The following is a 19984-nucleotide window of genomic DNA, read 5'->3' on the forward strand; positions in this document are numbered from 1 at the left end:
ATCACTCCGCCGGCACGGCGCGTTGCGACAGGCCAAAGCCCACCTGCTTGCGCTTTTCCGGCCGCTTGCGTGTCAGCGCCAGCACCATGCCCATCGAGATGGCGATGGCGATCTGCGAGGAGCCGCCATAGGAGATGAACGGCAGCGTCATGCCCTTGGCCGGCACAAGCTGGAGGTTGACGCACATGTTGATGACAGCCTGCAGGCCGAACACGGTGACGAGGCCGCCGACCGCATAGCGGGTGAAATCGTCATGCTCCTTCAGCGCCGTGTTGAGGCCGCGCAGAACGATGAAGGCGAAGATCGACATGATGAAGAAGCACATGATCAGCCCGAACTCTTCGCCCGCGACCGAGAAGACGAAGTCGGCATGGCTGTCGGGGATGACGCGCTTGACGGTGCCCTCGCCCGGTCCGACTCCGAACCAACCGCCATTGATCAGCGCTTCGCGCCCCATGTCGACCTGGAACGTGTCGCCCTCGCCGGTGAGGAACTTGTCGATGCGCAGGGCAACGTGCGGGAACACCGTATAGGCGGCAAAGACGCCGCCGACGCCGGCCGCACCCAGCGCGACGATCCACAGCCAGGGCAGCCCGGCCATGAAGAACATGATGCCCCAGGTGCCGGTCGTCAGCATGGTCTGGCCGAGGTCCGGTTGTGCCACCAGCAGCGACACGACCAGCACCAGCAGCAGCATGGCGAACAGATTGCCCGGAATATCGGGCTGGCGCTTGTGCTCGGCGAAAAGCCACGCGCACATGATGACGAAGGCCGGCTTCAGGAATTCCGACGGCTGGATCGACAGGCCGGCAAGCGACACCCAGCGGCGCGCACCCTTCACCTCGACGCCGATGTAGAGCACCGCCACCATCAGCACCAGCATCAGGCACAGGATGACCAGCGCCATGCGCCGGATCTGCCTGGAATCGAGGAAGGAAACTGCCAGCATCACACCGAGCGCCGGCACGGTGAAGATGATCTGCCTGGTGGCAAAGTGGAAACTGTCGAGGCCGATGCGTTCGGCCACCGCCGGACTGGCGGCGAAGGACAAGACGATGCCGAGCCCCATCAGCGACAGGAACGCCGCGAGGAACCAGCGATCGATCGTCCACCACCAGGTTGCCACCGGGCTTTTGTCGAGACGGCTTTGCATTATCGTGCCCCTCCGATGGGTTTCACACCCTCGATAGCATCCGCAGCTTGCCTGAAGGCTTCGCCGCGGACTTCGAAATTCTTGAACTGGTCGAAACTGGCGCAGGCCGGCGACAGCAGCACCACCGCCTCGCCGCTGTCGTCCTTAGCGGCATCATGCGCGGCGTGCTCGACCGCGGCGGCCAGCGTGCCTGAGATCTCGTAGGGAACTGCCTCGCCCAGCGTCGCCGAAAAGGCCGGCGCCGCCTCGCCAATCAGATAGGCCTTAGCGATGCGCGGAAAGAAGCCGCGCAACGGCTCGATGCCGCCTTCCTTGGGCAGGCCGCCGGCGATCCAGTAGATGCGCGTAAAGCTGGATAGCGCGGGTGCTGCCGCATCGGCATTGGTCGCCTTGGAATCGTTGATGAACAGCACATGGTCCTTGCGGCCGACCTGCTCCATGCGGTGAGCGAGGCCGGGAAAGCTTTCCAGCCCCGACTGGATTTCGCCAAGCTCCAGTCCGACCTTGAGGCAAGCGGCGACCGCCGCCAGCGCGTTCTGGGCATTGTGCTGGCCGCGCAGCGAGCCGATGCCTTCGAGGAAGGCGACGCGGCTGTAACGGCCGTGCACCGCTTCCATCAGATTGGTGCCATCGGCGAAATAGCCGTCCGTCAGTGGCAGGCGCTTGGAAATGCGGGTGACATGCCGCCCCGCCCGCTCCAGCCGCTCGGCGATCTGCGCGCACCAGGAATCGTCGATGCCGACGATCGCCGTCTCGCTGCCGGCTACCAGCCGCTCCTTGATCGCGGCGTAGTGCTGCATGGTGCCGTGGCGGTCGAGATGATCGGGCGTCAGGTTAAGCAGGATGCCCGCCGTCGGATTGATCGAGGGCGCGAGGTCGATCTGGTAAGACGAGCATTCGACCACATAGTGCCGATCGGGCTCGGGCGGATCGAGCGTCATCACCGCGCGGCCGATATTGCCGCCCATCTGGGTATCGCGTCCCGCGGCCTTCAGGATATGCGCGGTCAGCGCGGTGGTCGTCGACTTGCCGTTGGTGCCGGTGATGGCGATGAAAGGCGAATTTGGCGCGCTCAGCGTCCGCTCGCGGCAGAAAAGCTCGATGTCGCCGATGATCTCGACGCCTGAACCGCGCGCCAGCTCCACCGTCCAATGCGGCTTGGGATGCGTCAGCGGGACGCCCGGCGACAGCACGAAAGCCGAGAATTTCGCCCAGTCGGCGCCGCGCAAATCAGCGGTCGCAATACCGGCAATAGCGGCCTTGGCAACGCTTTCGGGATTGTCGTCCCAGGCCAGCACGTCCGCGCCGCCCTCGATCAGCGCGCGCGCCGTCGCAATCCCCGAGCCACCGAGCCCGAAGAGGGAAACGCGCTTGCCTGAAAAGGATGCGGCGGGGATCAAAGGGCTTCCTATCTCAGCTTGAGGGTCGACAGGCCGACCAGCGCCAGGATGACGGCGATGATCCAGAAGCGGATCACCACCTGGCTTTCGGTCCAGCCGAGCTTTTCGAAATGATGGTGGATCGGCGCCATCAGGAACACCCGCTTGCCGGTCATCTTGAAGTAGCCGACCTGGATGATGACCGACAGGATTTCCACGACGAACAATCCGCCGACGATGACCAGCACGATCTCGTGCTTGGTGGCGACCGCGACGGTGCCGATCAGGCCGCCCATGGCCAACGATCCGGTGTCACCCATGAAGATCGCCGCCGGCGGCGCGTTGAACCAGAGGAAGCCGAGGCCGGCGCCGATGACCGCGCCGAGCACGACCGCCAGTTCACCGGTGCCGGGCACGAAATGTATCTGCAGATATTCGGCGAACACGGCGTTGCCTGAGAGATAGGCGATGACGCCGAAGGAGGCCGCCGCGATCATGATCGGCACGATCGCCAGCCCGTCCAGACCGTCGGTGAGGTTCACAGCATTGCCTGCTCCGACGATGACGAAGCAGGAGAACGGGATGAAGAACCAGCCGAGATTGACGATGAATTCCTTGGCGAAGGGAAATGTCAGCGAAGAAGAGAACGGCGCCTGGCCATTGTGCATGATCACCCAGGCGGCGATGCCGGCAATGACGAATTCCAGCGCCAGCCTTGCCTTGCCGGAAAAGCCGAGATGCGACTGCTTAGTCACCTTCAGATAGTCGTCGTAAAAGCCGATCGAGCCGAAGCCCAGCGTCACCAGCAGCACCACCCAGACATAGATGCTCGACAGGTTGGCCCACAAAAGCGACGAGCCGATAATGCCCGACAGGATCATCAGTCCGCCCATGGTCGGCGTGCCGGCCTTCTTGAAATGCGTCTGCGGTCCGTCGGCGCGGATCGGCTGGCCCTTGCCTTGCCGCAGCCGCAGCGAATTGATGATGGTCGGCCCGAAGATGAAGACGATCAGCGCCGACGTGATCAGCGCCCCGCCGGTGCGGAAGGTGATGTAGCGGAAGACATTGAAGACCGAGACCTTGTCCGCAAAATCGACGAGCAGTGTAAACATGCGCTTTTCGTCCCCCGACCTAGGTCTGTTTTCTGGCTGTCGATTCAGCCGGGAATTTGCCCAGCAGCGCATCGACCAGTTTTGCAAAACCGATGCCCTTCGACGATTTGATCATCACCACGTCGCCCGGCCTCAGCGCGGCAAGCAGCACCGGCTTCAGCTCCTCGACACCGGCGCGGTATTCCGTCTTGATCTCAGCCGGCAGCGCTTCTGCCAGCACCCGCATTTCCGGGCCGCCGAGAAAGACGGTCTGCGTGCCCGTGCCGACGATGAGGTCGGCAAGGGCTGCATGCAGCTTGGCCGAGTGGTCGCCAAGTTCGAGCATGTCGCCGAGCACGGCGATGCGGCGGCCCTCGCCCGTCACAGGCGTCGCGTTGAGCAATGCCATGGCAGCAGCCATCGATGCCGGATTGGCGTTGTAGCTTTCGTCGATCAGCGTGATCAGTCCACCTGGGTAGCTCGAAGTCGAGCCACCTGGGTGGCTCGAAGTCGAGCCACCGGGATGGCGCAGCACATGGCGCTTGCCGCGCCCGCGCTCGGCAGAGAGATCGGCCAGTGCTGAAGCCACCTTGTCGAGATCGGCGCCGACCAGATGCGCCGCACCCAACACCGCCAGCACGTTCTGCACCATATGGCGGCCGGGCGCGCCGATCCGCGCCGTCACTTCGTGGCCGCCGATCCTGGCGATGATGTCGGAATGATCCGCATGCAGTTCGCATTTGGTGAGCTTGAAGGTAGAGCGCGCATTCTCGCCGAAGCCGTAGACGTGCTCGACACCGGCGGCATGGGCCATCTTGTCGAGCAGCTTAAAGCGCGCATCGTCGCGGTTGAGGATGGCGGCCCCCTCGGGCTCCAGCCCTTCGAAAATCTCGGCCTTGGCCTTGGCAATCTCGTCGAGATTGCGGAAAAAGCCGAGATGCGCCGCCGCGATCATGGTGACGATGGCGACATGCGGCCTCACCATTTTTACCAGCGGCCGGATTTCGTCGGGATGGTTCATGCCGATCTCGAATACGGCATAGTCGCAATCATCAGGCATGCGCGCCAAGGTCAGCGGCACGCCCCAGTGATTGTTGAAGGACTGCGCCGAGGCGTGCACCTTGCCGACGGCTTGCAGCACATGGCGCAGCGCTTCCTTGGTCGTGGTCTTGCCGGCCGAACCGGTCACAGCGATGATTTTCGCGCTCGAGCGGGCGCGCGACGCAACTCCAAGCTTTTCCAGTGCGACCAGCACGTCCTCGACGACGATAATCGGCGCCGTCAGCCGGCCGAGCGACGGCAGCTTGCCTTCGGCCACCACCAGCACGCCGGCGCCGGCCTTGATGGCGGCGGTTGCGAAGTCATGGCCGTCCATCGCCTCGCCCTTGATGGCGAAGAAGGCGTCGCCCGGCTGCAGGCTGCGGCTGTCGATCGAAATGCCGGAAATGCCTTCCGGCATCGGCCCTAACGGCCGCCCGTCCATGGCGGCAACCAGCGCCTCGCAGGTCCACAGCAAGCTCATGCGGCACGCTCCGTAAGTGCCGCGCGAACTTCCTCGTGATCGGAGAAATGCAAGGTCTCGGAGCCGATCGTCTGGCCTTCCTCGTGCCCCTTGCCGGCCACGATCAGCGTGTCGCCGGCATGCAGCATGGCAACCGCCTCGTGGATCGCCTGGCGCCGGTCGCCGATCTCGATGGCACCGGGGGCGGCGGCCAAAATAGCGGCGCGGATCGTTTTCGGCACTTCGGAGCGCGGATTGTCGTCGGTGACGATGACAACATCTGCAAGCCGCGTCGCAATCTCGCCCATAATCGGTCGCTTGCCGCGGTCGCGGTCGCCGCCGCAGCCGAACACGACGATGACGCGGCCGGTGGTGAATGGGCGCACCGAGGACAGCACGTTTTCGAGCGCGTCGGGCTTGTGGGCGTAATCGACATAGACCGGCGCGCCATTGCCGGTGGTGCCGACGAGGTCGAGCCGGCCTGGGGCGCCCTTCAATTTCTCCAACGCCAACAATGCCTTGGCTACAGGTGTTCCCGTGGAAATGGCAAGACCCGCCGAAACCAGCGCATTCGAAATCTGGAAATCACCGGCCAGCGGCAGGTCGATCTCGTAGAGCACGCCATCGGCCTCGACCTCGGCCCGCTGGCGGTGGCGCTCGTGCTCGACCCGCTTCAGCCTGAGGAAATCGCCATGGCGGCCGACCGTCAGCACTTCGAGCCCGGCGGCCCGCGCCGCCTGAATCGTCGGTGCCGACCATGGATCGTCGGCGAAGATGACGGCCGGTGCGCCTTTCGGCAGCAGCGCATCGAACAGACGCAGTTTGGCGCGGTGATAGTCCTCGATGGTCGGATGATAGTCCATATGATCGCGGCCGAGATTGGTGAAGCCGCCGGCCGCCAGCTTCACACCGTCCAGACGGCGCTGGTCGAGCCCATGGCTGGAAGCCTCCATCGAAGCGTGGGTAACGCCGGCATCCGCCAATTCCCGCAGCAATTGATGCAGGGCGACCGGATCGGGTGTCGTCAGCGAGCCATAGTCGTTGCGCCCAGGCGCCACCACGCCAGTGGTGCCGATCGAAGCGGCGGCATAACCGGACTGCTCCCAGATCTGCCTGGTGAAAGCCGCGACCGAAGTCTTGCCGCTGGTGCCGGTCACCGCGACCATTATCTCAGGCTGCTTGCCGAAATAGCGGGCCGCACTCAGCGCCAACGCGAGGCGCGGATCGTCGACTGCCAATACCGGGACCGACAGCCCGGCAATGGTGCTGCCCTTGCCCGCTACGATCGCGGCCGCACCGCGCGCGGCGGCGTCGGCGGCATAAACGGCACCGTCGGCCTTGGTTCCCGCGAGCGCAAAGAAGACAACACCCGCTTTTACCTGACGGGAATCCGAAGAAATCCCTGTAACCTCCAGATCGACGGAAGCTATTCCCTCGACGGGCAGGATACCGGCTAGATCTCTGAGCTTCATCGAGTCCCGTTCACCGCAACAAAATAGCGCGCTGTTGCCGGCGCGCCCTAAGAATCACTGATAGGAAACCAGCGTTGCACCATTTTCATGGCTGAAATCTGGCTTCACGCCAAGCATGGCAGCTGAACGCCTGATGATATTGCCGGCCATGACCCCCGCATTTGCGGCCGCGACATCCGTCATGCCGGGCTTTTCCGGGTGCGGGGCATCGGCAATGGTAAACACCAGATACTGCGGATCGTCCATCGGGAAGGCGGCGACGAAAGTGTTGAAATTCAAGTCCTTGGAGTAGCGGCCATTGACGACCTTCTCGGCCGTTCCGGTCTTGCCACCAACGCGGTAGCCGGGGACTCTGGCGTTTCGGGCAGAGCCCTTCTCGGCATTGAGCGAATAGAGGTAGCGCATGCCTTCGACGGTCTTTTCGCTCACCACTTTCTTGGCGGTGGCCATCGCTTCCGCCTGCGTACGCACCAAAAAGGTAGGGTTCATCAGGAAGCCGCCATTCATCAACGCCGCGCAGCCCACAGCCGCTTGCAGCGGCGTCGTCGACACGCCATGGCCGAAGGCGATGGTGAATGAATTGACCTGTTTCCAGACCTTCGGTTCAGTCGGACGGGCAGTCTCCGGCAATTCGGTCTGCATCCTGTCCAGAAGGCCAAGGCGATGCAGGAATTCGCGATGGCCCTCGATGCCGACCATCTCGGCTTCCCTGGCCGAGCCGATGTTGGACGAATAGAGGAACACCTCCGGCAACGACAGCACACGGTTCTTGCCGTGGAAATCGTGAATGGCCTGATGGCCGACCCGGATTGGATGCGAAGCATCGAAGCGGCTCGCCATCGTCGCCTTACCGGAATCGAGCGCCATGGCTGAGGTGAAGCTCTTGAAGGTCGAGCCCATCTCGTAGAGGCCCGCCGACATGCGATTCAGCCGGTCCTTGTCCTGTGCATTGTAGGGATTGTTAGGATCGAAATCCGGCACCGAGGCCATGGCCACCACTTCGCCGGTCTTGACGTTGAGCACGACGGCGCCGGCCCCCATGGCACGATAGCGCTCCAGGCCCGCGGCGATCTCGTCGCGCACCACATGCTGCACGCGCAGATCGATCGAAAGCTTTACCGGCTTGAGATCCTTGGCAATGGCAAGGCCCGATGCCTGCAGGTCGCTCAAGCCTTGCTCGTCGACATATTTCTCCATTCCGGAGATGCCCTGGTTGTCGATGTTGGTGAGGCCGACAATGTAGGACGAGGTCTCGCCGCTCGGATAGAAGCGGCGCTTTTCGGTACGGAAGCCGAAACCGGGAATGCCGAGCTGCATGATGTCGGACTGTTGCTTGGGCGTCAGCTGCCGCTGCAGCCAGACGAAACCGGCGCCGCTCTTCAGCTTGTGGTAGGTCTGCTCATAGTCGATGTCCGGAAGCACCGTCGACAGCTTCTCGATCGCCTCGTCGGCGTCGACAATGCGGCGCGGTTCTGCAAACAGCGACGCCGTCTTGATATCCGTGGCCAGCACTTCGCCGTTGCGGTCGACGATGTCGGGCCGCGATGCCGTCACCCGGCTCTGCGGACCGCCCGACATGTCGGGGGTCTGGAAGCCGAGATAGACCAGCCGCCCTGATATGGTCGAGAAGATACCGAAGAACACCGCCATGGTCATGACGATGCGCGTCCTGCCCTTGCCGCCGGTCGCCTTGCGGGCGCCCTCGACCACGATCGATCCATCTTCACTCGTCCTGGCGCGACGCTTCAGCAGTTTGCCGATCATTGGGCGATGCCTCCGGTCACGACGGGATCCTTACTGTCCGAAGGCGCTTGGTCGGAATTGTCGGCCATGCCGCCCTGGCGTCCCGACAGGATGTCCTGAATGTCCAGGGATTTGGCCGGCAGGTCGCCGATGCCGCCGATCTGGCGGGCGCTGACCGGCTCGAGTTCGAGCTGCGACTTGTAGAGTTCGGCGAGCTTCTGCAGCCGCGACGGCTGGGTAAGCAGGCTCCAGTCGGCCTTGAGCAGGTCGATCGTGTCCTCCTCATAGCGGATCTGCGCATGGATCTTCTGCACCGCGGCCAATTGTTCCTCGGCCTCGCGCTTGGCCTTGTAGGTAAGGGCCGCGACCGCAACCATGACGGCGATCAGGACAATGTCGCTGGTACGAAACACTTAGCTACCTCTCCCCCGGCCGGCCTGTGCCGGGAAGCGTTGGGCTGGGAAGTTTTGGAAGGCCGAAAATCGAAAAATCGCTGCTGCGCGCTGGCGCATCCGTGCGGATTGCCCCGCGCAGCCTGGCCGAACGGGCGCGCGGATTGGCCGCCACCTCGACGTCGCCGGCAGTCACGCCGCCGCCCGCCTTGCGGAACGTCGCGGTACGGGCATGCGCCTCGGGCAAATGCCGTGAGCCGGTCGCGACGTCGGCCCGGTCGGCGATGAAACGCTTGACGATGCGGTCTTCCAGCGAATGGAAGGTGACCACGGCGAGCCGTCCGCCCGGCTTCAGCGCGCGTTCGGCCGCGAACAGGGCCTTGGCCAGTTCACCAAGCTCGTCATTGACGAAGATGCGCAGCGCCTGGAAGACGCGCGTCGCCGGATGGATCTTGTCCTTCGGCGCACGGCCGATATGCGTCTCGATGGCGTCGGCCAGTTCCAGCGTGCGCTCGAACGGGCGCTTTTCGCGGCGAGCCTCGATCATGCGGGCGATGCGCCCGGCATGACGCTCCTCGCCGAGGAAGCCGAAGATGCGGGCAAGATCGCCCGGCTTGAAGGAATTGACGACGTCGGCGGCGCTGAGGCCCGATTGCGCCATGCGCATGTCGAGCGGCCCGTCGGCGCGGAACGAAAACCCGCGCTCGGCCTGGTCGAGCTGCATCGAGGACACGCCGATGTCGAGCACGACGCCCTCGGCGCTCTCGACACGTTCGTCCAGCGTTGAGAACGGTGCCTGCACCAGCCGCAGCCGGCCGCCGGACTGCGCTTCCAGATCGCGCCCGGCCGCAATGGCATCCGGATCGCGGTCGATCGCCACCACGGAAGCGCCCGTCGCCAGAATGGCCCTGGTGTAGCCGCCGGCGCCGAACGTGCCGTCGATGATGAGGTCGCCCTGCGCCGGCGCCAACGCTTCGAGCACCTCGGCAAGGAGGACCGGAATGTGGCGGGCCGATCCGCCAACGGCGTGCCCATCTACGGCGCGAGGAAGGTCATCGCCGTGGCCTGCCGTCATTCCGGTCGCTCCCCAGGCTTCGTCCCCTGCCGAAGCTGCAAAAGCCGTGCCCGCGCCTGCGCCCCATAGGCGGCAAGCCGTCCCGGCTCCCAGATCTGAAAGAAATTGCCGCGCCCGACAAAGGCCACTTCCGCCGAAATGCCGGTATGTTCGCGAAGGAAATCGCTCATCGTGATGCGGCCGTCCTGGTCGAGTTTCAAGAAGGTTCCGTCGCCATGGCAGAAGAACGACATATCGTCCGCCGTCTGCAGGAAGGGATCCTCGAGCGCGATGCGCTGCTCGTAGCGGTCGAGCAGATCGAGCCCGCCGACATCCATCGCCGGCAGATCCAGGCAGCGCAGCGCATAAAGTTCCGAATAGCCGCGCTTCTGCACGACCGCACGGAAATGCGCGGGAACGGACACCCGTCCCTTCGCATCGATCCTGCTCACCGTGTTTGACAGAAACCGGTCCATTAAATGCTACAGCCGCTTGCGCCGCCGCACCCCTCTCCATCTTGTCGCCCGCGCCGCCGCGGCGCGTTCCCTGCCCCGTATCAGCCTCGTCCGCACGGGCAAAAACCGGCAAACGCGCAGCCGCCGCGGCTGCCCGATTGGCGTACGCTTTACCCTGACACGGAACGAAGGCTTTGATGTCTAGATGGGATATCATGGGGTACTATGGGCGTCAACGGGATTAGGCTTCACAAACACGCGCGCCGCGACCAATGAGAGCAGCCTCGCCGACACGTCTCGTCTTTATGGTCTATTAAGCCTAACGAACCGTTTAGAGCCGCCTGGCCCAACCGGACGCGCCTTGCCGAGCGCCGCTGCCGGGCATAGCGTCTCGCCACATCTCGTCGGTCGCAAACAGGGTTGGAAATTCGATGTCCGAAACTGCAAAGTCACGCGCTGCAGCGCTTCCTCACCTGCGTCGCAGCGGGCTTGCCATGGGCGATTCCATTCCCCTGCCACTGACCATGGCCGCCATCTTTCATGCGCCCGGCGACGCCACCGGTTTCAACCAGTACGGGCGATTCAGCAACCCGACCTGGGACGCGGTCGAACATATGCTGGCCCATCTGGAGGACGCGCCTTGCGTCGCCTTCCCTTCAGGAATGGCGGCAATCTCGGCGGCGTTTTTTGCCGTGCTCAAGACTGGCGACCGTATCCTGCTGCCATCGGACGGCTACCACACGACAAGAGCGCTGGCCGATCGCTTCCTCAAGCCGCTCGGCATCGCCTACGATGTCAGGCCTACCTCGACCTTCCTCGACGGCGGCTTCGATGGCTATCGCCTCGCCTTTGTCGAAACCCCTGCCAATCCGGGGTTGGATATCTGCGATATCGCCGCCGTTGCCGATGCTGTTCACAAAGCCGGCGCGATCCTTGTGGTCGACAACACGACCATGACACCCTTCGGCCAGCGGCCGCTCGACCATGGCGCCGATATCGTCGTTGCCGCCGACACCAAGGCACCCAACGGCCATTCAGATGTGCTGTTCGGCCATGTCGCCAGCCGCAATGCCGAGATCATCGCCGCCGTGACCGGCTGGCGCGAAGTTTCCGGCAGCATTCCCGGACCATTCGAAGCCTGGCTGGTGCATCGCGGCCTGGAGACACTGGATGTGCGCTTCGATCGCATGTGTTCCTCGGCGGAAGTCATCGCGCGGCGGCTGCAGGGCCACCGGGCAATCAGCGACCTGCGTTATCCCGGACTGGAAGGCGATCCGTCGCACAACCTTGCCCGTGCCCAGATGGAGCGCTTCGGTTTTCTGATCTCTTTCGAACTCGCCTCGGAGGACAAGGCCGAGGATTTCATCAACAATTGCGCCTTGATGCAGGCCGCGACATCCTTCGGCGGCGTCCACACCTCCGCCGAGCGGCGCTTGAAGCGAGGCGATGCCGTTGCCGGCGGCTTCGTTCGCCTCTCGGTCGGCTGCGAGCCGGTGGAAGAGCTCTGGAAGGCAATCGAGACGTCGCTGGACAAGATCGGCGGCTGACCGGACCGATCACGGGCCGAGATCGTCGGCTTCTATGTTGCGATAGCCGTGCAGTACACGAATGATCTCGATCGCGTCGTCACCTACACGATACAAGGTGAGATAGTCGCCAACGAGCAGATGACGGACGCCGGGCGCGATGTCATCGCGCGGCGGCCGGAGAAGGGATAGGTCTCCAGTTGCTGCCACCGTGCCTCGATGCGATCGAGCAACCTATCCGCTGCGACCTCGCTATCGCGTGCAACATGAAGCCAGATCGCGATCAAATCGTCTTCTGCGCGCGCGTTCCGGACGATGAATAGCGAATTCATGCTGCGTCGTCAGATCGCAAGCGCCTCCGCGCCTCGGCCTTGATTTCATCCATCGACGCAAATCGTCCCGGCCCGCTGTCTATCCCTTCCTGCACCAGCTTGCGCAACTCATCGAGCGTATAGCCGAAGAGATCGCGCCGATCCTTCCATTGCCGCAGCGCATCTCGGATCACTTCGCTGGCGGAGGCATATTCGCCGGCGGCGACGACATCATCCACCGCCTGCGCCAGTTCCGGCGACAGCGTGATGCTGCGTTTGTCGACCTGTCCCATGAGAAGCTCCCGGTACCATTCCCGATCATGGTACGATTTAATCGCACCGGTTTCAAGCAATGGCCGACTCTCGCTCGCACGGATGAACGGCCGGGCAGGCTTGAATCAACAGGCGCGCCCGAGGGCGCAACCTGCTGAATTCAAGAGACTTCTCTTGATATCGGGGGAGAGAGTTGCCAGCTGGCCTGTAAGCCGGGTTCTGTATGGCCCTCGCCCCTTGCGGGGCGAGAACGTGGCGGCCATTCATCTTGGGCGCATGTTGCCATGTGCCTCACGCAACCTACCCGGACGGTGAGCCGGAAACAGCCCTCGAGGGTTTCCCCTCGCACCGTCCCTATTCGGTCTTGCTCCCGGTGGGGTTTACCGTGCCGCTCCTGTTGCCAGTCGCGCGGTGGGCTCTTACCCCACCCTTTCACCCTTACCCCGAATCCGGCAAGCCGGATCGTGGCGGTTTGCTTTCTGTGGCACTTTCCCTGGGGTCGCCCCCGCCGGCCATTAACCGGCACCGTGTTTCCATGGAGCCCGGACTTTCCTCACCCACGACCTTTCGGCGTTTGCGGGTGCGGCCGCCCAGCCAGCTGGCAGAGCGTATAAAGGGGTTCGCGCCCGAAAACGCAAACGAAAAAGCAGACTTATGCGGGCGATCCAAGCGCAGCCATCTGCACCTTGACCTTGCCGCAATAGGCGGCCGACACCGGGTTCATCCGCGTTGCGGCGTGGCCGGCATTGTATTTCAGAATCGTGCCGCAGGTCGTGCCGCCGCCGAGGCTCCGCGCCATGGCAAGGTATTTCATGCCGTATTTGATGTTGGTGTCGGGATCGAACAGGCCCTTTGCGGAGCCGCTATAGCCCATCATCCGAGCCGTGGCCGGCTTGATCTGCATCAGGCCGATCTCGCCTGCGCCGCCGACGATGTTGGGCCGGTAGTTGCTTTCGATCTGGATGACCGCCGAGGCGAGCGATACCGGAACGCCTTCGATCGCCGCATAGCGGGCAACGATAGCGGAATACTGACCGCTGCTGGCCACCGCGGCCGTTGAGGCTGCCGCGTTCCGGACACCGATCGACGCCGTTGCCGTCATGTCGACGGTTTTTCGGCCACGCTTCGTCTGCTTTCTGGCGGACTTCTTCGGCTTGGACCAGCTTGCTTTTTCTATTTTCGCGGAAGCCCGCTTCGTCGCCTTGGCGTCGTGGCCTGCCTTGCCGCTTCTGGCCTGTGGGGCCTTGCCGCTTTTCGCGGATGCCACGACAGGCCCTTGATCGGCTCGCGGGCTGAGGGGCGCGGCATCTGCGGCACTGAAGGCAAAAGTCATTACGCCGGCAGCAAGAGCTGCCGTTAAAACGGTAAATTTCTGCATGTGATCCTGTTCTGTCTGAACCGCGCGAAGATGTTCACGCAGCAACGCCTAACCAACGTCGGAACAACCCGGGGGGCTTGGGGTCCGACATCTACACGTCAGCCGTTTGACGCCCGAATTGGTGTCAAACAAGGCCAGGCAAGTCACTTTGAGTGACAGCTTGTAACTTAAGGATTGGAAAGAATTGCTTGGGAGAGGCTTTCCGGAGGTCAGCGCCTCACGGAAGCAAGCAGCCTTTGCAGCGTCCGCAGCGTCGAGCCGTCGGCAACGCCGTCCACCTTGCGCGGCCGGAAATGACGCTGGAAGGCCTCGACCACCGCCTCCGTCTGCCGGTCGAAAATGCCCGATATTTCAACGCCATAACCGTAGAGCGCCAGCATCGACTGCAACGCTTCGACGTCGCCGCCGGTATCGCCGGTTGTCAGAGTGGCGCCTCGCCTGACGGGCGCGGCCGCCACGAGATGGCCGACACCGGCCTCGAACAGCGTCCGCCACGGAAACTTCTCGCCGGGATCGATCTTGCGCCCCGGCGCAACATCGGAATGCGCGAGTACCCGCTCGGCGGCGATCGAATGCCGACCGGCGATCCCACGGCACAGCCCGACCACCGCATCGATCTGCCGCCGGGGGAAACCGGGATAGCCCAGCGAATGCCCCGGATTGACGATCTCTATGCCGACCGAACAGGAATTGATGTCGGCCCGTCCGAACCACGAACTCTTGCCGGCATGCCAGGCGCGGTCGCTTTCCCTGACCATCTGCACGATATGGCCATTCTCGTGGACGAGATAATGCGACGAGACCTCGCTGGCCGGGTCGCAAAGCCAGGCCTCGGCCCCGGCGCCGGTCGCCATACCGGTGTAGTGCAGCACGATCATGTCAGGCCTGGGCGTCCCGCGCCGCGGGCCGAAATTCGGCGATACCCTGACTTCGGCACGTGGCTCGTCGGGCAGAAAGCCGCTCATGCGTGGCGCAGGCCCCGCTCGATCATCTCGTAGGCAACGTTGATCGCCGCCACCCTGGTGGTCGCGATCTTGATGAATTCCTGGGGCAGGCCGCGCGCGATCAGCCGGTCCGGATGATTGTCGGAAACCAGCTTGCGATAGCGCTTCCTGACCTCTTCGAACGGCTTGCCGCGCTCAATGCCAAGCACGACATAAGGATCCCCGGCGCCCAGGTTGACATGTCGCGCCATGATGGTCTCGTAATGCGCTTCGTCGATGCGGAAAATCTCGGCGATGCGGTGCAGGAAGTGGCCTTCGCGCTCGTGCACCAGCCCGTCGGCCTTGGCGATGTGGAACAGACCGTCGAGTATGTCTTCCAGCATCACACAATTGGAATGCCCGGAACCGCACATCTGCGCCATCCGCTCTGCATAGGTCTCGAAACCGGCCACGTCGCGCTGGGCGAGATCGAACAGACGCGCCACATTGCGCGTCTCCTTCGGCGGCACTTCGAATATTTCCTGGAAGGCGCGCACCTCGTCCTGGGTGACGATACCATCGGCCTTGGCCATCTTGGCCGACAGCGCGATCATCGCCACCGAAAAGGCGACACGCCGGCGCAAATCCGCATCGCCGGCGAAAACCGTGCGCACGGCCTCGACTACGTCGGCGACACCCGACGAGGCTGAGGATGAAACGCGGGTGATGAATTCGCCGAGGCGATCCCAAATGGACATGGCCTGCTTCTTAGAGCCACCGCCCGCTCCTATCAAGCCGGGACAGTGCCGCAGGCTTTGCGCGACAAATCGATCGGACTCGAACGCCACGGCGCTCGGACAATATGAAAAAGGCCAGCGCGAGCCGGCCTTTCTCATTCATCACACGAAGTACTGCTTGCTCACTACTGCGCGGGCGCAGGAGCTGGTGTTGCCGGAGCCGGCTCGGCAGGCTTCTCGGGTGTGATGCTCTTCGTGGTCGAATTATCCGTTGCCGGAGGCGTCGCGGCCGGCGGCGTGGCTTCCGGGGTAGCCGGCTTCATCGGTTCCTCGGCGGCTGGCGGATTGGTGCTCTGGGTGGTGGTATTGTCCGTACCGCTGTCACTGCAGGCGGCGACGCCAAGCAAGGCCAGAGCGGAAACGGACGCGAGAATGAGCTTTTTCATTTGTCTCTCCTTCAACACACGCTCACGTTGCCGTGAGCGGTCGAAGGACAAATGCGTCAGACGGCCATGAGTTTCGTAACGTTGCGTTTCGACATGTAACATCGTCTGGTCCATTTGCGATTGCCGCTCAGCTCGTGGCGAACTAACAGAATGTGCCGAATCACCGATCGAACGGAAAAGCGCCAGGGGCTGTCATGACCGAAAAATGGGATTTCTGGATCGACCGCGGCGGCACATTCACCGATGTCATCGGCCGAGATCCGGAAGGCGGGCTGCACCCGCGCAAGCTTCTCTCCGAAAACCCCGAAGCCTATAACGATGCTGCCATCCAGGGCATTCGCGATCTTCTTGGCTTGTCGGCCGGCGACACGATCCCAAGCGGCCTGATCGGCGACATCAAGATGGGCACCACAGTCGCCACCAATGCGCTGCTGGAGCGCAAGGGCGACCGCGTGCTTTTGCTCATCACCAAGGGCTTTCGCGACGCGCTGAAGATCGCCTACCAGGCGCGTCCGGACATCTTCGCCAAGGAGATCATCCTTCCCGAACAGCTCTACGAGCGCGTCGTCGAAATCAACGAGCGCGTGCGCGCCGATGGCCGCGTCGAACAATTGCTCGACATCGCCGCCTGCAGGCCGGCGATCGAACAGGCCAGGGCCGATGGCATCGATGCGGTCGCCATCGTCTTCATGCACGCCTGGAAATACCCCGACCACGAGAAGGCGGTGGCAAAAGTCTGCCGCAAACTTGGTTTCAGCCAGGTCTCCGTCAGCCATGAGGTCTCGCCGCTGATCAAGCTGGTCGGCCGCGGCGACACCGCGGTGGTCGATGCCTATCTGTCGCCGATCCTGTCACGCTATGTGCAAAGGGTTGGCCAAGAGCTCGGCGTCCTCTCCCCCCTCGAGGGGGGTGAGGAACGATGGGCCGAAGGCCGAGAAAAAGCCAACGATTTGGCTTTTTCAGCGACGAACGCCCGAAGCCATAGCGAAGGGCAGTCGACAAAGCGGCCAGAGGGGGTCCTCTCAGAAGGCACCGCCACGACGTCGAGCCCGGTCGATCCGACCCCACCCGGCGGCTTTGCCGCCACCCTCCCCTCGAGGGGGAGGGAAAGCCCTCGCCTCATGTTCATGATGTCGTCGGGCGGTCTCACCGCCGCCGACATGTTCCAGGGCAAGGATGCGCTGCTGTCAGGACCGGCCGGCGGCGTCGTCGGCATGGTCGAGACAGCCAGGCTCGCCGGCTTCGACAAGGTCATCGGCTTCGACATGGGCGGCACCTCCACCGATGTCGCCCACTATGACGGCGAATACGAACGCGCCTTCGACACCGAGGTCGCCGGCGTGCGCATCCGCGCGCCGATGATGCGCATTCATACCGTCGCCGCCGGCGGCGGCTCGATCCTGCATTACGAGGCCGGCCGCTTCCGGGCCGGACCGGATTCGGCTGGCGCCAATCCCGGCCCGGCAGCCTACCGGCGCGGCGGCCCGCTCGCCGTCACCGACGCCAACGTCATGCTTGGCAAGCTGCAGCCCGATTTCTTCCCGGCGATTTTTGGACCCGGCCAGGACGAGCCGCTCGACGTCGAGACGGTGCGAGCAAAATTTGCGGCACTCGCCGCCGAAATCGGCGATGGGCGGTCGCCCGAGACTGTCGCCGAAGGGTTCGTCACCATCGCCGTGGAGAACATGGCCAATGCCATCAAGAAGATCTCCGTGCAGCGCGGCTACGACGTCACCGAGTATCTCCTCAACTGCTTCGGTGGCGCCGGCGGCCAGCACGCTTGCCTGGTCGCCGACGCGCTCGGCATGGAGGCGGTGCTGATCCATCCCTTCTCTGGCCTGCTGTCGGCCTATGGCATCGGCCTGTCCTCGGTCTTTGCCTCGCGCCAGCAGGCGCTGCTGAAACCGCTTGCCGAAGAGTCCAGAACGGAGATCGGCAACCTCATTGCCATTTTGAGAAAAGCCGTTGTCGCCGAACTCGCGGCGCAAGGCATCGGCGAGGATACGGTCGCCACGAAGCCGGTGCTGCACATTCGCTATGACGGCACCGACACGACACTCCCGGTGAATTTCGAGGCGGATTCGATTTTCCAGGCCAGGCGCGATTTTGAAATCGCCCACAAGGCGCAGTTCGGTTTCGTCTATTACGACAAGCCGATGATCGTCGAGACCGTCGGTGTCGAAGGCACCGACACCGGCGGCACCGGGCGCGACGAAACTGAATCGCGAACCGAAGACCTTGCCGTAAGCCCTTCGCAAACCCGCGAAATCTTCACCGAGGGAGAGTGGCGCACTTCACCCATCTTCCGCCGCGAAGCGCTGAAGCCGGGAAACAGGGTTGCCGGACCTGCCTTGATTATCGAGCCGAACCAGACGATCGTCATCGAGCCGGGCTGGCTGGCCGAAATCACCGCCAGGAACCATGTGCTCCTGCGCCGTGTCGAGAAAAAGCGCCGGCAGGCAGCGCTCGGCACGGAGGCCGATCCGGTCATGCTGGAGGTCTTCAACAACCTGTTCATGTCGATCGCCGAGCAGATGGGCGTGACGCTGCAGAACACCGCCTATTCCGTCAACATCAAGGAAAGGCTGGATTTTTCCTGTGCAGTCTTCGATCGCACCGGCGCACTGGTCGCCAATGCACCGCACATGCCGGTACATCTCGGCTCGATGGACCGCTCGGTCGAAACCATCATCCGGCTGAATTCCGGCGACATCCACCCCGGCGACGTCTTTGCCCTCAACGCGCCCTACAATGGCGGCACGCATCTGCCCGACATCACCGTGGTGACGCCGGTGTTTTCCCTCCCCCTCGAGGGGAGGGTGGCCGCGCAGCGGCCGGGTGGGGTCCTCTCAGAAGGCACCGCAAGAGCGTCGAACCCGGTCGATCCGACCCCCTCCGGCGGCTTCGCCGCCACCTCCCCCTCGAGTGGGGAGGAAATCCTGTTCTGGGCCGCCTCGCGCGGCCATCATGCCGATATCGGCGGCACGGCACCCGGCTCGATGACGCCGCTCGCCACCACGGTCGACGAGGAAGGCGTGCTGTTCGACAATTTCCGCATCGTCGACCGCGGAAAATTCCGCGAGAAGGAGCTGGAAACGCTGCTCACCGACCACCGCTATCCAGCCCGCAATCCGCACCAGAACATCGCCGACCTCAAGGCGCAGATCGCCGCCAACGAAAAGGGCGTCGCGGAACTGCGCAAGATGGTCGCGCATTTCGGCCTCGATGTCGTCGAGGCCTATATGGGCCATGTCCAGGACAATGCCGCCGAAAGCGTGCGCCGCGTGCTGGAGCGGCTGCCCGACAGTTCGCAGTATGAGTACCCGACCGACACCGGCCAAATCATCAAGGTGAAGATCACGGTCGACCGGCAAAAGCGCGAGGCGACCGTTGACTTCACCGGCACATCACCGGTCATGAAGAACAATTTCAACGCGCCGGAACCGGTCGCCCGAGCCGCCGTGCTCTATGCCTTCCGCGTCATGGTCGAGGACATGATCCCGATGAATGCCGGGTGCCTGCGGCCAATCAACATCATCATTCCCGATGGCTGCATGCTGAAACCCGCCTACCCCGCCGCGGTCGTCGCCGGCAATGTCGAGACCTCGCAGCATGTCACCAACGCGCTGTTCGGCGCCATGGGCGCCATGGCCAACGCGCAAGGCACGATGAACAACCTGACCTTCGGCAACAAGACCTACCAATATTACGAGACGATCTGCTCCGGCTCGCCGGCCGGCCGGATGAACTCCGGCCGCGGCTTTGCCGGCACCTCCGGCGTCCACACCCACATGACCAATTCGCGCCTCACCGACCCGGAAGTGCTGGAGCTGCGCTTTCCCGTGCTGCTCGAGGATTTCCACATTCGGGAAGATTCCGGCGGCAAGGGCAAATGGAGCGCCGGCGACGGCACCAAACGCACCATCCGCTTCCTCGAAAAGATGGAATGCGCGATCCTGTCCTCGCACCGAAACCGCCCGCCGCAAGGTCTGGACGGCGGCAGCGACGGCGAGGTCGGCTCGACCAAAATCCGTCGCAAGGACGGCACGATCGACACGCTGAAAGCCTGTGACCAGACCGTGCTGCAGGCAGGAGACGCCGTCATCCTGACGACGCCGACACCGGGGGGATTCGGCCACCGGTAAGGAGG

General features: G+C 63.5%; 16 protein-coding genes, 1 other RNA gene and 1 pseudogene. 2 read left to right on the plus strand and 16 right to left on the minus strand.

Annotated features, from left to right (window positions below; translation table 11 throughout):
* Nucleotide 1: 1 nt before the first annotated feature.
* The 9 genes from ftsW to mraZ are packed head-to-tail and all read right to left on the minus strand — an operon-like array spanning nucleotide 2 to nucleotide 10261.
* On the minus strand, nucleotides 2-1153 hold the full coding sequence (gene ftsW, locus NKJ67_RS21770) for a putative lipid II flippase FtsW (protein WP_127270939.1): 1152 nt from the start codon (nucleotides 1151-1153) through the stop codon (nucleotides 2-4).
* Nucleotides 1153-2553: a UDP-N-acetylmuramoyl-L-alanine--D-glutamate ligase gene (murD, locus tag NKJ67_RS21775; RefSeq protein WP_127397483.1), complete on the minus strand. Its 1401-nt coding sequence runs from the start codon at nucleotides 2551-2553 to the stop codon at nucleotides 1153-1155. The genes ftsW and murD overlap by 1 nt, the downstream gene beginning before the upstream one ends.
* Before the next feature lie 8 nt (nucleotides 2554-2561).
* Nucleotides 2562-3644 (minus strand): phospho-N-acetylmuramoyl-pentapeptide-transferase, encoded by a 1083-nt coding sequence (gene mraY / locus NKJ67_RS21780; RefSeq protein WP_013530954.1) that lies wholly within the window; start codon nucleotides 3642-3644, stop codon nucleotides 2562-2564.
* Nucleotides 3645-3663: 19 nt separating this feature from the next.
* Complete coding sequence (locus NKJ67_RS21785) at nucleotides 3664-5145, minus strand: UDP-N-acetylmuramoylalanyl-D-glutamyl-2,6-diaminopimelate--D-alanyl-D-alanine ligase (protein WP_352582996.1); 1482 nt, start codon at nucleotides 5143-5145, stop codon at nucleotides 3664-3666.
* Entirely contained in the window at nucleotides 5142-6596 is a 1455-nt protein-coding gene (locus NKJ67_RS21790) for a UDP-N-acetylmuramoyl-L-alanyl-D-glutamate--2,6-diaminopimelate ligase (RefSeq protein WP_127269410.1), read from the minus strand. Before NKJ67_RS21790 ends, NKJ67_RS21785 begins: the two co-directional genes overlap by 4 nt.
* Before the next feature lie 54 nt (nucleotides 6597-6650).
* A complete protein-coding gene (locus NKJ67_RS21795) occupies nucleotides 6651-8360 on the minus strand; it encodes a peptidoglycan D,D-transpeptidase FtsI family protein (RefSeq protein WP_027034944.1) in 1710 nt (569 codons plus the stop codon).
* The gene (gene ftsL, locus NKJ67_RS21800; protein WP_127271473.1) at nucleotides 8357-8752 is read right to left on the minus strand and encodes a cell division protein FtsL; all 396 of its coding nucleotides are present in this window, start codon (nucleotides 8750-8752) and stop codon (nucleotides 8357-8359) included. Before ftsL ends, NKJ67_RS21795 begins: the two co-directional genes overlap by 4 nt.
* A 4-nt stretch (nucleotides 8753-8756) precedes the next feature.
* On the minus strand, nucleotides 8757-9806 hold the full coding sequence (gene rsmH, locus NKJ67_RS21805) for a 16S rRNA (cytosine(1402)-N(4))-methyltransferase RsmH (protein ID WP_352582999.1): 1050 nt from the start codon (nucleotides 9804-9806) through the stop codon (nucleotides 8757-8759).
* Nucleotides 9803-10261 (minus strand): division/cell wall cluster transcriptional repressor MraZ, encoded by a 459-nt coding sequence (mraZ, locus tag NKJ67_RS21810; protein ID WP_013530948.1) that lies wholly within the window; start codon nucleotides 10259-10261, stop codon nucleotides 9803-9805. The genes rsmH and mraZ overlap by 4 nt, the downstream gene beginning before the upstream one ends.
* Nucleotides 10262-10671: 410 nt before the next feature.
* On the opposite strand from mraZ, the gene NKJ67_RS21815 reads away from it, so the two are divergent.
* Nucleotides 10672-11787 carry a cystathionine gamma-lyase gene (locus tag NKJ67_RS21815; RefSeq protein ID WP_352583001.1) on the plus strand — a complete coding sequence of 372 codons (1116 nt, stop codon included), beginning with the start codon at nucleotides 10672-10674 and terminating at the stop codon, nucleotides 11785-11787.
* Between the two features lie 9 nt (nucleotides 11788-11796).
* Here NKJ67_RS21815 and NKJ67_RS21820 read toward each other — a convergent pair.
* The 7 genes and pseudogenes from NKJ67_RS21820 to NKJ67_RS21850 all read right to left on the minus strand — a co-directional run bounded on the left by NKJ67_RS21820 (nucleotide 11797) and on the right by NKJ67_RS21850 (nucleotide 15834).
* A pseudogene (locus tag NKJ67_RS21820) lies at nucleotides 11797-12098 on the minus strand (type II toxin-antitoxin system RelE/ParE family toxin).
* On the minus strand, nucleotides 12095-12370 hold the full coding sequence (locus tag NKJ67_RS21825) for a type II toxin-antitoxin system ParD family antitoxin (RefSeq protein WP_027034949.1): 276 nt from the start codon (nucleotides 12368-12370) through the stop codon (nucleotides 12095-12097). Before NKJ67_RS21825 ends, NKJ67_RS21820 begins: the two are co-directional and overlap by 4 nt.
* Before the next feature lie 172 nt (nucleotides 12371-12542).
* Nucleotides 12543-12952: RNase P RNA component class A (rnpB, locus tag NKJ67_RS21830), an RNA gene on the minus strand.
* 50 nt (nucleotides 12953-13002) lie between these two features.
* Nucleotides 13003-13728 (minus strand): lytic transglycosylase domain-containing protein, encoded by a 726-nt coding sequence (locus NKJ67_RS21835; protein WP_352583003.1) that lies wholly within the window; start codon nucleotides 13726-13728, stop codon nucleotides 13003-13005.
* A gap of 209 nt (nucleotides 13729-13937) precedes the next feature.
* Nucleotides 13938-14693 (minus strand): N-acetylmuramoyl-L-alanine amidase, encoded by a 756-nt coding sequence (locus NKJ67_RS21840; RefSeq protein WP_352583005.1) that lies wholly within the window; start codon nucleotides 14691-14693, stop codon nucleotides 13938-13940.
* Nucleotides 14690-15409, minus strand: a complete 720-nt coding sequence (locus NKJ67_RS21845) for a J domain-containing protein (protein WP_127268668.1) — start codon at nucleotides 15407-15409, stop codon at nucleotides 14690-14692. The genes NKJ67_RS21840 and NKJ67_RS21845 overlap by 4 nt, the downstream gene beginning before the upstream one ends.
* 164 nt (nucleotides 15410-15573) lie before the next feature.
* Entirely contained in the window at nucleotides 15574-15834 is a 261-nt protein-coding gene (locus NKJ67_RS21850) for a hypothetical protein (RefSeq protein WP_081734943.1), read from the minus strand.
* A 194-nt stretch (nucleotides 15835-16028) separates the two neighbouring features.
* Here NKJ67_RS21850 and NKJ67_RS21855 point away from each other — a divergent pair, with 194 nt between their 5' ends.
* A complete protein-coding gene (locus NKJ67_RS21855; protein WP_352583008.1) occupies nucleotides 16029-19979 on the plus strand; it encodes a hydantoinase B/oxoprolinase family protein in 3951 nt (1316 codons plus the stop codon).
* Nucleotides 19980-19984: the final 5 nt, after the last annotated feature.

It is taken from the genome of Mesorhizobium sp. M0088, from assembly GCF_040322895.1.
GTDB lineage: Bacteria > Pseudomonadota > Alphaproteobacteria > Rhizobiales > Rhizobiaceae > Mesorhizobium.

Excerpts from the sequence above, each read along its gene's own strand:
- NKJ67_RS21825 (WP_027034949.1), bottom strand. The coding sequence starts at position 12,370 with ATGGGACAGGTCGACAAACGCAGCATCACGCTGTCGCCGGAACTGGCG.
- NKJ67_RS21840 (WP_352583005.1), bottom strand. The coding sequence starts at position 14,693 with ATGAGCGGCTTTCTGCCCGACGAGCCACGTGCCGAAGTCAGGGTATCG.
- mraZ (WP_013530948.1), bottom strand. The coding sequence starts at position 10,261 with ATGGACCGGTTTCTGTCAAACACGGTGAGCAGGATCGATGCGAAGGGA.
- NKJ67_RS21835 (WP_352583003.1), bottom strand. The coding sequence starts at position 13,728 with ATGCAGAAATTTACCGTTTTAACGGCAGCTCTTGCTGCCGGCGTAATG.
- NKJ67_RS21815 (WP_352583001.1), top strand. The coding sequence starts at position 10,672 with ATGTCCGAAACTGCAAAGTCACGCGCTGCAGCGCTTCCTCACCTGCGT.
- NKJ67_RS21850 (WP_081734943.1), bottom strand. The coding sequence starts at position 15,834 with ATGAAAAAGCTCATTCTCGCGTCCGTTTCCGCTCTGGCCTTGCTTGGC.
- NKJ67_RS21795 (WP_027034944.1), bottom strand. The coding sequence starts at position 8,360 with ATGATCGGCAAACTGCTGAAGCGTCGCGCCAGGACGAGTGAAGATGGA.
- NKJ67_RS21845 (WP_127268668.1), bottom strand. The coding sequence starts at position 15,409 with ATGTCCATTTGGGATCGCCTCGGCGAATTCATCACCCGCGTTTCATCC.
- mraY (WP_013530954.1), bottom strand. The coding sequence starts at position 3,644 with ATGTTTACACTGCTCGTCGATTTTGCGGACAAGGTCTCGGTCTTCAAT.
- NKJ67_RS21855 (WP_352583008.1), top strand. The coding sequence starts at position 16,029 with ATGACCGAAAAATGGGATTTCTGGATCGACCGCGGCGGCACATTCACC.
- NKJ67_RS21785 (WP_352582996.1), bottom strand. The coding sequence starts at position 5,145 with ATGAGCTTGCTGTGGACCTGCGAGGCGCTGGTTGCCGCCATGGACGGG.
- ftsW (WP_127270939.1), bottom strand. The coding sequence starts at position 1,153 with ATGCAAAGCCGTCTCGACAAAAGCCCGGTGGCAACCTGGTGGTGGACG.
- NKJ67_RS21790 (WP_127269410.1), bottom strand. The coding sequence starts at position 6,596 with ATGAAGCTCAGAGATCTAGCCGGTATCCTGCCCGTCGAGGGAATAGCT.
- rsmH (WP_352582999.1), bottom strand. The coding sequence starts at position 9,806 with ATGACGGCAGGCCACGGCGATGACCTTCCTCGCGCCGTAGATGGGCAC.